This window comes from Streptococcus sp. 2018WUSS126, assembly GCF_044427425.1.
GTDB lineage: Bacteria > Bacillota > Bacilli > Lactobacillales > Streptococcaceae > Streptococcus > Streptococcus hashimotonensis.
Window position 1 is genome coordinate 23,217 of record NZ_JAOTGB010000020.1, and the last position, 13,141, is coordinate 36,357.

Genomic DNA, 13,141 nt, shown 5'->3' on the forward strand with positions numbered 1-13,141 from the left:
CCTCCTTTTTTATCTATTTTATCAAAAATCGGTGCTTTTTGTATATATTAACATAAAACAAATGCAAAAAGGTTGGATGTTGAACCCAACCTCTTTTCACACTTCATCACCTGTATCGAATTATTTATTTGCTAAAAACTCATCGTATTGTTTTTGCATTTCTTCTTTTACTTTTTTGTAGGATTCTTCTGCTTCCAATTTTTTCAGCATTTCTGGAACAGCAACATCAGGATCCACAGTACCAGTATTGATACTTGCTGCATATTGGCTCATGATATTTTGGATACTTGTAATTTCAGTCTTAACTGCATCAGCATTGAAGTTGAAGCCAAGAAGTGGAGACTCTTCTGCACCTGCCAGCAATTCTTCTGCTTTTTTCACATCTTCATCTGTTACCTTGTCAGTGATGTACAGAATTTGGCTGTTACCTGTGTTCCAAGCTGACATACGAGTATCGCCTTTGTAACCATCCAACAACTTAATACGATTTTCAGCACTTGGGTCTTTTTCCCAGTTGACGCCCTCTGGACCAAACACCAAGCCGTTCAGCAATTCTGGATTTGTATTGATAAGAGTCAATACTTCCATAGCTTTTTCTTTGTTCTTAGATGTTTTTGAAATGACAAAGTTTGCTACTTGGGTAGATCCGCTTGTCTTATAGGCAGATGTGATTGGTTTAGAAGTAATCTTATAGCCTGCAACTGTTGAAAGGAGGCTATCACCAAAGTCAGCTGGTCCTTGTGTTTCTTCACGAACAAACCAGTTTGCTACATCAAGTGAGAAGGTTGCGTCAGTAGTCGCTGCATCTGCCATAATGTAGCCAGCCTTATAGTATTTGTGAATGGTACGAAGGTTATCCATGTGACGGTCCACTTCAAATGGGTTTACCACTTTTGTAGTGTCGCCTTTCAAGTCGATAGCAAATGGTAACTCATTTCCAGCTGGATATTCCAAACCGTCTGTTGATGGTTTGCTAGATTTCACCCAGGCAAATGGTGTCACATCTGCTTCTTTTTCTTTGATGGTTGCCAACATGCTTTCCACATCATCGTAGCTATCTACTTTGGAAATGTCAAAACCATACTTATCAACCATGTCTTGGTTGAAGGAAAGCATTTGTTGGCTGGCTACGTTACCGATGACAGGGACTGCGTAGATTTTTCCATCGATGGTATTTCCTTTGATGTAGGCAGGGTCAATAATGTCATAGAGAGCCTTGCCTTCTTTCTTGTAAAGTTCTGTTAAATCAGCATAAGCTCCTTTTTGAGCATTGATAATATAGTTGTCTGCAAAGGCAATATCATATTCCTCACCAGATGAGGTAATAATGGCCATTTTATCCTTATAGTCACCCCATGAGATATACTTGATGTCTAGATGGGCACCTGCTTCTTTTTCGATAATCTTATTGGCATTTTCCAAAAGAACATCAATGTTTTTCGGTGCGTCTCCGATTTGATACATGAGGATGTTTGTCAATCCATCTTCTGTTGTAGCGCTACTTGATGCGGTCTTATTTCCAGTCAGACTACCACAAGCGGCAAGGGCAGCTGCGGACGCAAGTGACACGCAGGAGTAGGCAAATTTTTTCCATGTTTTCATTTGGCTGTTCCTTTCTATTTTTTTAGATAATGAAGTATGGAATACGATTGTTAAGATAGAGTGATGTCCCTACTCCTTGACTCCGCCAATTGTCAAACCTTTGACAAAGTAACGTTGGAAGAAAGGATAGAGACAGGCAATTGGTAGAGTCGATACGACCACAATAGCCATACGTGTTGCTTCTTTTGGAAGGGCACCTGCAACTTCTGAGGACATAGTCGCTGCCGCAGCAGCATTTTCAGAGAGATATTGAATGTTTGCTTGAATTTTCATCAGCAGGTATTGGAGAGGGAAGAGGTTATCGCTCTGGATATAGAGGAGAGCGTTGTACCAGTCATTCCAAAAAGCGAGGGCTGTAAAGAGAGCGATGGTTGCGATACCTGGTAGGGTTAATGGCAAGCAGATTTGGAAGAAAATCCGAAATTCACTGGCCCCGTCAATCCTGGCGGATTCGATAATAGACTCAGAAATAGTCTTTCTAAAGAAGGACCTCATCACCATGATATTGAAAGGAGACAGCAGCATGGGTAGAATCAAGGCTGCCACTGTATCTTTGAGATTTAAAAACGAGGTCATGACGATATAGGTTGGAATGGTCCCTGCGCTAAACAGCATGGTAAAGAGAGCCATCAGGGTAAAAAATCGTCTGTATCTGAAACTGTTTCTCGAAATGGCATAGGCGTAAAGAACGGTGAAGAAGACATTCAAACTCGTCCCTACAATGGTCACAAAGAAGGTGATAAAGAGGGCTTGGAGAATCTGATCTTTCAATTGAAAGAGATATTCATAACCTGCCAAACTCCATTGCTCTGGCCAGAAAGAATAGCCGTTGATAGCCAAGCTTGTCTCATCTGTCATAGAAATGATGATAACAAATATGAAGGGAAGGGTACAGGATAGGGCAAATATCCCTAGTAAACTTGAGAAAAATAGATCTGTTTTCTTACTAAATGAATGAATAGAAACAGAAGTGATTTGTTTCTTTTTTTTCATACTCCCCTCCTAGAATAAGGCTGATTCTTTATCAAAGCGACGAACAATCAGGTTGGTCACTACCACCAAGATACAGCCGACAACAGATTGATAGAGGCCTGCTGCAATAGCCATACCGATGTCCCCTGTTCCTGCAATGCCACGATAAACGTAGGTATCAAGGACTTGAGTCACATTGAAGAGAGGACCTGAATTTTTCGGAATTTGATAGAAAAGGCCAAAGTCTGCTCGGAAGATATTTCCGACAGCCAGAATCGTTAAAATAGTCATCAGAGGCATTAACTGAGGAAGGGTGACATAGCGGATGCGTTGCCACTTGGTCGCTCCATCCACAATCGCAGCTTCATAGTAGGTTGGGTCAATACCCATAATGGTTGCATAATAAATAATACTGTTGTAGCCCAAACCTTTCCAAATTCCTAAGAAAAGCAAAATGAAGGGCCAATAGGTCGGTGTGCTGTACCAGTTGATAGGATCCATCCCCATTCCTTTGAGAATATTGTTTATCAATCCTTTATCTGGACTCAAAAATGCGTAAACGAAGAAACTGATAATGACCCAAGAAAGGAAATAAGGGAACAAGGTTGTGGTCTGGTAGATCTTTACCAGCTTCTTCGACCGCATCTCACTAAAGATAATGGCAATACCTACTGCAAAAATCAGTCCGAGTACGATAAAACCAAGGTTATACAAGATGGTATTTCTTGTGATGATATAGGCATCGGATGATTGGAATAAAAATTTAAAATTATCCAATCCTATCCACTTACTTTGTATGAGACTATCCCAAAAACCGTTACCTGTATGGCGATAGTCCTTAAAAGCAATCACATTACCAAATACTGGAATATAGAAAAATAGAATGAGCCAGATGACTCCTGGCAATACCATTAGGAAAAAAATGGCATTTTGTTTTAGATTTTTTATGAGGTCTTTCATCATAGCTCCTTTCTATTATGAACCTTTACATTATTAGTTTACTCCTGATTGGGCCAACTGTGAATTGCCACATTATAGGCAAAATTCTACAAATTATAGGTGTATATAACAACCGATATATCTTCTGTAAAAAACAAAGAAAATCTGGGTTGCCAATCAACATTTGCATAAAAAATCGAGCCCTTTCGAGCTCGAACATCACTAGGTTGTATAGATGGTTGAAGCCGTCGCAATAATCTGCCATTGGTTGGCAGTTGTCGCACGAAAACCCTTGTCCTGATGGAAGTCATCGTAAGGGAGAATAGGCACTTCTAGTTCATCTAGTTTAGGCACTTCCTTGTTCAGATAGGCTTGCAAGCGCTGAATTGCTCGGCGAATGCGGGCATCCAAGCCCCCTAGGCGAATGTCCACCGTATCCAGACCAAACACCTTCTTCTCTACCATCCATTGGTAGCTGAGCGCTTGATAAAAGCTTTCTAGGTCTATTCTTAGTTGCTGCAAACCGTCAACTTGCTCTGCCAAGACCTGACGATTTCCTTCCTGATAGGCCTGACGAATAGCTGCCGAAATTGCCGCCTTGGTCGCCAAAACCTGACACAACTTAGCCTGAGTATCAAAGAGATAGGCATAGCCCTTGGCTCGGCTTCCAATCTCTGCCAATCTAGGCGCTAATTCCTGATAAAAGGCACTGTCTTTTTCGGCATCAATATGCTCTTGCAACAAGGGGCAGAGAATATCCTGATACAAGATGTAGCGACTGGGATTGAAACCGTGATGACCTGGACCTGGGTGGCTAGGGGTCTTATTTGGTAAATCCAGTTGCAGGAAATCATCCAGGGAAACTTGATGTAGTTGATAGAAATGCTCAGCCAGACAGTCCAAATTTCCTCGGTACTGGAGTTCTGCCCAAGTATGAAGACTCGGCAAGATCGAGAAGGTGGCGCATTCCCCACCATTATCTCCCCAAGCGGTCACCGTCACTTCTTGGACACCATATTCTTGGCAGGCAGCATGGGCTTCTGGCGCAATCCGCATACTGAAATCATTATCAGGAGTAAAACCAATCCACTTCCAGGCACCACTTGCAAAGGCAATCTGTTCTCCCAACTGCTGATGACTTGCTAGTTTTTGAGCATAACTCTCACGGCTGGTCTGATAGTAATCCCAATAAATCAAGGTCACTCTGTCCTTGAGACGATCCAAATAAGCCTGAATTTCCGAATCAATTTCCAACTGACCAGTATAATCCTTACTCGCTGTCAACAACTGGAAGAACATATCACTCCACATACTACAATGGAAGCCATACTTGTCAGCAATATCCAAGACCCGTTCCAAGTGTTGGCACATAATCAGGCTTCGTTTCTGATAGCCATGCTGATTGAGGTATTGCCCCAGCCCAACCAAGTGAGCCTCATCCATACCGATGTTAATGGTCCGTGTTTTCAGATGGGACAAGGCCTCAAACATCTTATCAATCAAGGCATAGGTCCCCTCATCTCCAATCAAGAGAATATTATCCACATCTCGAATGGCCTGAATAGATGATATATTCCACTTGAGGTAGGCAATCAGATGGGCCAAGGTCTGGATGCAGGGGATAAATTCCATACCGTAACGGTGGCACTCCTCCTCAATAGCCTGCAATTCTTCTCTTGTATAGGCCCCTCGGAAATAACCAAAATAGGGTTCCTCACGCAGTTGGTAGGTATCTTCCATGTAAAGCTGGAAATGGCTGTAGCCCACCAAGGCCAGTTGTCGAATCAAAATCTTACTGGCTTCAACCGTCAGGACAGCATTTCGAGAACAATCCTCCATAAAACCGAGTTGACGGTAGGCAGGTCTTTCCTGGATCTGTATATCAGTCTCGCCCTGAGCCAGCTGACTGGCCAAAGCAAGCAAGCCTCGATAAATCATGTGTTCTTTGGGCGCACGGATACGGTAAGAACCCGCTGAACCTTCAATCCGCAAACTCTCCTTGCCATCGACTTCAAGTTCTAACTGGCAATCCAAACCCAGCCCAGAACAAATCTCTTCCAAGAACCTCTCCGACTGCTGTAACGAATGGTTTATCTGTAACATCATCATTTCTCCTTATTGTAGGGTCTTCATATAAGCACCCATGAGATTGGCATCCTGCTGATAGTGACAGGCACGAATAGCAGGTAGATAAGGAAATTCTTCTGGATATTCCCTTTGTATAGCCTCTAGTTGCTCCTGAATGGCTTGGATAAAGACTGGACTCTGGCTGATAGAGCCGCCGATTGCCAGCACTTCTGGCTCCAGGAAATAGGAAATATTTAAAATACCATAGGCCAGATTGCGTGTCATTTCTTCAATGGCTAATTGACATACCTCATCTCCCTGTTCTGCTAGTTCAAAAATCCGCTTCCCATTCCAATCTTCCACAGCTTCCTCATACTGACTAGCAACCTGTCTGACCAAACTTCCAGTAGACGCAAGTTGGGACCAGTTTTTGAGAAGTCCCTTTCTAGTAGCAATCAGCATATAGCCAAATTCGCCACCGAAACCTTGTTTCCCACGGATGAGTTTTCTATCCACAATCAAGGCACCACCAATGCCTGTCCCACAGACGACACAGGCAAAGGTCGATAACTGGTCATCAACAGCCAATTCACTCAGACCGACACAATTGGCATCATTTTCCAAATATACAGGACAGCCATACTGACTTAATAACTCATACCAAGATACACCATGGATATAAGGAACCGCACTCAGCCCCTGGATAACACCTGTTTCAAGGTCTACCGCTCCAGGTATACTGAGGGAAATGGCCTCCAAGCCGTCTACCGGCTGAATAAGACTGTCCATAAGCGCCAACAATTCTGCTAAACTGGCCGGTGTTGGCCATTCCTGTCGATGGTTGATCTGCTTATCCGAACCAATCAAGGCCGCCTTTATGCCCGTACCTCCAATATCAAAACAAGCTACTACCATATTCTTTCTCCTTTTCAAGATAGCCAATGACCTCTGTTCGGATTGCCTGAGGTTCAATCCTAACCGGCAAAACCTCTAGTGGTTCTTCTAGCAAATCAACTCCCTCAGTCCACTCGCTCCAACCTGCTAACTGCTCCTGGCTCATATTGTAATAACGGAGCAGGATGCGGTCCGAAGTTTCTGCTACCTTCAAAGAAGTCACGCATAAGCGGTCCTCTTCCAGTGCTGGATGAGTCAAAAACTGATAATCACACGGCAGATGCCCACTATGGCTGGTCAGTTGTTTGGTTAGCAGGTGTCCTTGGAAGGCTTGCGCTCTTTGGAAGCTGGCAAAACCTTCCTCTACTGGGCAAATTTCAAGGGCATAATCCAACTGACATTCCCTCAAACACTGGGCTTCTGGTGTTGGGAAGTAGCCCCAATCTCCCAGCTCTCCAGTCGCACGAAGTAGTGTCAAAGCTATCTTACCCCTGTCTAGGATTTCATACTCATGTAGGCCCTTACTCGAAACGGTCATGGCTTGTCGACCATCTGATAGACAAATAAAACTGCGGTGACGCTGAGGATTGGACGGATTTTCCCAAGCTGGATGAGGCTGATTTGGACGTTCAACGACTTCAAAGATGGAATCCGCCAAGTGGTTCTCAGCTTCTATACCAATATCAAAGACTGCTCGTAAGCGATGGTCCTTGATTTGATTGTGGAAATTGGTCTGGATGCGAACTTGTGGTTGATGGCGGTAGAGGGTCAGATAGGTGGTAAGGAGCAGGTCTTTCTTTTCCTGACTCCTTTGAGAGGTTCGATGTTTAAATTCTACCAGGCGCTTCTGTTCATCTTCCAGACTTGTTTCCATAGCTATAGGCAGTCGCAAACGATGAATGACCTTGGCAATGCTGACTGTTTCTGTTTGGTAGACAAGACCGAAGTCCTCTATCTGACCATAGATTGGTTGATCATTCTTAGGCGCCATAAAGATGTATTCATTACCCAAATCTCCACAATCTTCAAACCCTAGCCAATCTTTATAGGCTTGACCCGTTCTCTTGTCTTCTAGTAAGAGCTGACCATCCACCACGTCGATACGGTAGTAATCATTCTCAAACTGTTCACTTAAACGGCTCTTCACCCTAGTGTCACCAATCGGCTTGACTTGATAGGTCTGCCATGAAAATGGTGCTTGATTTTCCACTACAAAGCGGACACGAATCTGGCGGGCAAAATTGGCAGAGCGAAAAGCATCTTTTGGTAAATCGTAGCGGAAGTTGACACCTAGATCTTCAATGGTTGCCTCAAGCTCTTGGCCTTGACTGGTAAAGAGGCCCAAGGCTGGCAGAGAAATAGCTGCCATGGATTGGAAGTGTTGTTCTAACTGCCCATCTCGGAAATCTTCCTGTTCAACAAGCAAATCAACCTCCACTAGCTGGGTTTGTCGGTAGGCTGTAGTATTGAAAACAGTAAATAGGAGGCCGTCTAGCTGGCTCGAATCCACCTGCTTTTCCCACCTGTCTAGGGAGCGCTGGCTCAGGAAATGAGCGACTTGCTTGACCTTCTTAAAGCGAGTTTCCATCTCACTATGCACCTGGTCTACGCTACAGCCACATATGCTATCATGGGGGGCATTCTGCAACAAGAGCTTCCAGGCATAGCGCAACTCATCTCTCGGCACCTTATCTCCTGTCATCACCACCAAGGGTTCTACAACTTGTTCCAAAAGCTGACTGGCTTGGTCATTGGCCTGCTTGAGATAGATTCTCGAAGAAGCAGTATTTGCCAAGGTGTACCAGCCATCTGTTTCCTGGCTAGTCAATTCTCCCTTGACACGACTTAGGTCTACTGGCAATTCCTCCTTGACAGCAGCTATATATTCTTCAAAGCTTGAATGAACGAAGTCTATATCTGGGTACAGTTTTCGAGCCAGTCGTAAAGCGTGGCTGAGATTTTTCTGGACAGGCTGGTGATCACAGCCATTCATCAGCAGATAGTGGGAGGTTGAAGCGTATTTGCGGACATCTGCCAATTTTTTCTCCCAGAAAACACGCGCTTCCTCCTCATCAACTGGGATTTCATTGCCATTGCTGTACCAGTTAGCAAATAAAATTCCCAGAACCTGACTGCCATCTGCCCCCTCCCAAATCATCTCCGAGAAAGTGGACTGGAATTGGTCATCTCCCAGAACCTGATTATCAAAGCCAACTGGTTTGACCCCACGACCAAACAAGGCCACATCTATACCAGCCTGACGCAGTAGCTGAGGAGCCTGCCCCATATTTCCAAAAGTATCTGGATAATAACCAATCTTCGGAGCCCGCCCCCACTTCTTGCTTTCCAAGTGGCCCAGAAGGGTATTGCGCATATTGGCCTCGCTGGTGATGAGGTAATCATCCTGCAAGATGTAAAAAGGTCCAATAATCAGCCGACCGTCTTGAATGTATTTCTTCAATAATTCTCGATTCTGCGGACGAATTTCCAGATAGTCATCTAGGACAATGGTCTGTCCATCCAAATGAAAACACCGAAACTCAGGATCTGTTTCAAATAAGTCAAATAGGTCATCAAATAGCTCTACTAAGCGCATCCGATGTTCTTCCAAAGGAAGATACCACTCCCTATCCCAGTGGCTATGTGAAATAATATGAACCGTTTCTTTTCCCATTTTATTCCTCCGGTCGTATATCATAATAATCTAAAACCAATTCGCAAAACATCATATTTGCCCAGGAGAACCACTCTCTAGAGTAAAGCGTCGGATCATCCACATGGAAACTCTCATGCATCAGCCCAGTACCGCCATCACAGGCCACCATGGTATCCAATAAGCGCGCTTTTTCTTCCTTGTCATCCGTCGTCATTCCTTGAATAGCCAAGGCAATCGGCCAAATATAGCGATAGAAGGTATGACTGGAACCAAGACCCGCAGCATAGTCTCCCTCGTAGTAATAGGGATTTTCTTGACTTAAAATAGTCCGACGGGTTGCCAAATAGATAGGATCATCTTTGGAACAATATCCTAGATAGGGAGCCGCCAACAAGCTAGGGACATTGGGATCATCCATGATCGACTGATTGCCCAATCCGTCCACTTCATAGGCAAAAATAGTTTCTCCCGCCTGATTCTTGGTCAGCCCGAAGGTCCGAATCCCCTGGTCAATTTCCTGCGCCAACTGTCTGGCACCTTCAGCCAAATCTGAGAATTCCTCACTGGCAAACAGCTCTGCTATTTCTCCTAAATAGCCCAAGACGACGACCGCAAACATATTTGAGGGGATGAGGTAAGGGTATATACAGGCATCATCACTTGGACGAAAACCAGACCAAGTCATCCCTGTATAGGCGCAGGGAGCCCCTTTTCCTTGGTGCGTGAGGGTATCCTCTAGCCGGTCCGTATCCCGTTCAAAGCTATAAGGGGAGTTTTCATGGTGCTGTTCCAATTTCCAGAGTTGAACAATTTTTTCAGCTGCTCCAAAGAAGGTCTGGTTAAAATGGCTAGTTTCTCCTGTCGCTTTCCAAAGTAGATAGGCTAGTTGAAGGGGGTAGCAGAGGGAATCCACTTCATATTTCCGCTCCCAAATCCATGGTCCCATCTGAGTTTGGTCAGTCTGGTGCCCATGTCCATTGGCTGCCTGATTAAAGGCATTGGCATAAGGATCCATCAAAATAAAGGCCATTTGCCTCTCTACCAGACCTACAATCATCTGGCGCAAGGTCTCATCTTTGCCTGCTAGGGCTAGATAGGGTTTGACCTGGGCTGTCGAGTCCCTCAACCACATGGCTGGAATGTCCCCTGTTAAGACAAAAGTAGTCCCATCTTCCAGCTGACTAATGGTCCTATCAAGCGTATCCGTATAACACCTTTCAAATACACTCCCCCAACTTGGGTGGTCTGCTGTTTTCTTCTGAATGTCCGTTAGCCAGTGCTCTATGATTTCTTTTGTGTAAAACATGATTTCTCCTTTTCATCCGTTGCTCAGACTTCTTCCAACCTCTATCTGGCAAGTCCATATCATTTTCATTGGACACAAGGTTCCTAGTATCAGTCTATACAATTCCAAATGCAAATCCTATACACAAATTAAACGCATTTTTACACAAATATTGTCAGTTTTAAAAAACGCTTTCTTTCCGCTCGCTTTCTCTATATAATAAGGAGACACCACTTATTATCAATATCGTCTTTTAGTTTACTTTTAGTACTAGGCAACGAGCCGCAGGCATAACTAGAGTTAGGCAAGGCGAGTTCAAACGCTCCAGTGGAGTGTTTGAAGTTGGAAATAAGGAAACGGAGTTTCCTCTTATGTCTAAGTAATAAAAGAAAAACTAAATGACGATAAAATAAAAAAGAAAAGGATAACCTATGCATACCTCCATCGTTTCAACCATTGACACCCGCTATGGTACTTATAACTCACATGCCTTTTCAAACGGAAACACCCTGCCATTGACAGGGGTCCCTTTCGGCATGAATTATTTTGCTCCCCAGACCAGCGACCAGACTGGAAACTGGTGGTTCAATCCCTATGAACCTGTCTATCAAGGCATTCGCTTGACCCATCAACCCAGTCCTTGGTTGGGAGATTTTTCCTCCCTCCTATTGACGCCTGTCACAGGCGAATTAAGCCGAGATAGCCTCTTTCACCGTCAATCTAGCTACCAACTGGATCAGGCTATTTTCCGACCTGACCTTCTTCAATTACAATCCAACCGCTATCGCTTGATAAGCCGTTTAACTCCCAGCCGATACGGAGCCAGTTTTGAGATAGCGTCTTTTGCTAACCAGCCTGTCGGAATAGTCTTCTATTCATCTGGAAAATCCATTTATCGACTGCTCAATCCTCATCAATTGCTCATTCAGATTTTTCAGGTCAGCGCCTGCCAATCCCCTGATTTCTGCATGTATGCTCTCCTAGAATTTGAAGAGGAAATAACAGAATGTTACCATCTGGTCAAGGATCGCAAGATAGCTAAAACGGAAGTGGTGGGAGAAGATTTGCACCTTCGCATCAACTTCTCAAACACTTCTATCAAGGGGCGTTTGGCTACCTCCTTTATCAGCCCTGAGCAGGCCACCTTTCTATTGAAAGATGTACCTGACTTCCCCCAAGCTCAAACACAAGCAGAAAGCAACTGGAACCAACTACTGGGCCGTGTTCAGATTCGTGACAAAAAAACAGAAGACATCAATTTCTTCTACCACTGCCTCTATCGTTGCCTACTTTACCCACAGACTTTCTATGAACCTAGCCCTGATGGACAAGCCATTCATTTTGACCCCATCAGCAACCAGGCCAAACTAGGCAAATTTTTCACCAACAATGGCTACTGGGACACCTTCCGTTCCTCCTATCCCCTGCTTTCCCTTATCTACCCAGACTATTTGGAAGAGTTTCTTCACGGCATTCTCCAACACTATCGTGATACAGGATTTTTACCCAAATGGCTATCGCCAGACGAGCGCGGTATCATGCCAGGAACTCTTGTAGATGGAGTCATTGCTGATGCGGCCTGCAAGGGACTTGTTCCTGATTTGATGGAAGATTTTCTCCAGGCCATGATTGAAACCAGTCAAAAGACCGATGCGGATCAACGTTACGGTCGCCATGGCAGTCAGATTTACCGCCAGTTAAACTATCTCCCTCTTGATTTCAACGAATCTGTGAGCCATTCTCTTGATTATGCCTACAGTGATTGGGCTATCAGCAAAGTAGCAGAAAAACTAGGACAGGACCAACTGGCTAAGCAGTACGCTCAAATGAGCCTGGGCTACCGACAGTTATTCGATAGCCAAACAGGTCTCATGCGTGCCAAGGATAGACAGAAACAATTCCGAGCAGATTTTTCCCCTCTAAGCTGGGGAAGAGACTATGCCGAATGTTCTGCCCTACAAGCAACCCTGTCCGTCTTTCATGACATCGATGGACTGATAGAATTGATGGGCGGAAAAGAAGCCTTTACCACCTACCTCATCCAACTGTGCAATCAGGAAGCTTATTTCTCGCCTGAACAGTACGGCTACGAAATCCACGAAATGTCGGAAATGGCGCAAGTCAATCTCGGTCAGCTGGCTATTTCAAACCAACCGAGCTTCCATATCCCTTATCTTTTCCAATGGTCCACCAAACCAGAATACACTAGTCTGCTCATTCACAAAATCAGACAAACAGCTTTCAAGACGGGTTTTCAAGCCTATCCAGGTGACGAAGATAATGGCAGCCTTTCAGCCTGGTACATTTTCTCCTGTCTAGGCTTCTACCCTGTCTGTCCTGGAAAAGCTGACTACCAAATCGGGCTTCCGCATTTTAAGGAAGTAGACTTGCTACTTGCAGATCAACACAAGCTGACCATTTCTACTCCAAAGAGCGATGCAAATTTCCAGTTTGTCAAGCAAGTTTCATTAGACAAACAAGTCATCCAAACCATCAAGCATGATCAGTTAGTGACAGCTAAGTGTCTGGAATTTGACCTATCTATACTTCCAAGCATAGAGGCATACTCTTAGAATAATAAATAGTCAGAGAGCAACCCCAATGTCATTAAGTTAAGCATTTAAGCAGCTAAAGAAACTATTCCCGTCTGAGCAGTTCATGACAAAACGGGAATAGTTTTTGTATTTAGGGCGCACAAAAAGGAAGTTTTTAACCCAATTTTTTAA

The 13,141-nt window shown here is 44.3% G+C and carries 8 protein-coding genes; 1 reads left to right on the forward strand and 7 read right to left on the reverse strand.

What is annotated here, in order from left to right; translation table 11 throughout:
* Nucleotides 1-120: 120 nt before the first annotated feature.
* From ODU34_RS08245 to ODU34_RS08275, 7 genes are all read right to left on the reverse strand, one after another.
* Complete coding sequence (locus ODU34_RS08245; RefSeq protein WP_105179555.1) at nt 121-1,602, reverse strand: ABC transporter substrate-binding protein; 1,482 nt, start codon at nt 1,600-1,602, stop codon at nt 121-123.
* Between the two features lie 69 nt (nt 1,603-1,671).
* Nucleotides 1,672-2,595 (reverse strand): carbohydrate ABC transporter permease, encoded by a 924-nt coding sequence (locus ODU34_RS08250; protein ID WP_105179554.1) that lies wholly within the window; start codon nt 2,593-2,595, stop codon nt 1,672-1,674.
* A gap of 9 nt (nt 2,596-2,604) precedes the next feature.
* On the reverse strand, nt 2,605-3,534 hold the full coding sequence (locus ODU34_RS08255; RefSeq protein ID WP_012775341.1) for a sugar ABC transporter permease: 930 nt from the start codon (nt 3,532-3,534) through the stop codon (nt 2,605-2,607).
* Between the two features lie 201 nt (nt 3,535-3,735).
* On the reverse strand, nt 3,736-5,619 hold the full coding sequence (locus ODU34_RS08260; RefSeq protein ID WP_105179553.1) for a beta-N-acetylhexosaminidase: 1,884 nt from the start codon (nt 5,617-5,619) through the stop codon (nt 3,736-3,738).
* Nucleotides 5,620-5,628: 9 nt separating this feature from the next.
* Nucleotides 5,629-6,495 carry an ROK family protein gene (locus ODU34_RS08265; protein WP_105179552.1) on the reverse strand — a complete coding sequence of 289 codons (867 nt, stop codon included), beginning with the start codon at nt 6,493-6,495 and terminating at the stop codon, nt 5,629-5,631.
* Nucleotides 6,476-9,148 carry an alpha-mannosidase gene (locus tag ODU34_RS08270; RefSeq protein WP_105179551.1) on the reverse strand — a complete coding sequence of 891 codons (2,673 nt, stop codon included), beginning with the start codon at nt 9,146-9,148 and terminating at the stop codon, nt 6,476-6,478. The genes ODU34_RS08265 and ODU34_RS08270 overlap by 20 nt, the downstream gene beginning before the upstream one ends.
* Nucleotide 9,149: 1 nt before the next feature.
* Complete coding sequence (locus tag ODU34_RS08275) at nt 9,150-10,436, reverse strand: glycoside hydrolase family 125 protein (protein WP_105179550.1); 1,287 nt, start codon at nt 10,434-10,436, stop codon at nt 9,150-9,152.
* A gap of 410 nt (nt 10,437-10,846) precedes the next feature.
* On the opposite strand from ODU34_RS08275, the gene ODU34_RS08280 reads away from it, so the two are divergent.
* Entirely contained in the window at nt 10,847-12,988 is a 2,142-nt protein-coding gene (locus ODU34_RS08280; protein WP_105179549.1) for a GH92 family glycosyl hydrolase, read from the forward strand.
* The last annotated feature ends 153 nt before the right edge of the window (nt 12,989-13,141 follow it).

What these genes read in the sequence shown, in the direction of transcription:
- ODU34_RS08245 (WP_105179555.1), bottom strand. Translation starts at nt 1,602, where the DNA reads ATGAAAACATGGAAAAAATTTGCCTACTCCTGCGTGTCACTTGCGTCC.
- ODU34_RS08250 (WP_105179554.1), bottom strand. Translation starts at nt 2,595, where the DNA reads ATGAAAAAAAAGAAACAAATCACTTCTGTTTCTATTCATTCATTTAGT.
- ODU34_RS08255 (WP_012775341.1), bottom strand. Translation starts at nt 3,534, where the DNA reads ATGAAAGACCTCATAAAAAATCTAAAACAAAATGCCATTTTTTTCCTA.
- ODU34_RS08260 (WP_105179553.1), bottom strand. Translation starts at nt 5,619, where the DNA reads ATGATGTTACAGATAAACCATTCGTTACAGCAGTCGGAGAGGTTCTTG.
- ODU34_RS08265 (WP_105179552.1), bottom strand. Translation starts at nt 6,495, where the DNA reads ATGGTAGTAGCTTGTTTTGATATTGGAGGTACGGGCATAAAGGCGGCC.
- ODU34_RS08270 (WP_105179551.1), bottom strand. Translation starts at nt 9,148, where the DNA reads ATGGGAAAAGAAACGGTTCATATTATTTCACATAGCCACTGGGATAGG.
- ODU34_RS08275 (WP_105179550.1), bottom strand. Translation starts at nt 10,436, where the DNA reads ATGTTTTACACAAAAGAAATCATAGAGCACTGGCTAACGGACATTCAG.
- ODU34_RS08280 (WP_105179549.1), top strand. Translation starts at nt 10,847, where the DNA reads ATGCATACCTCCATCGTTTCAACCATTGACACCCGCTATGGTACTTAT.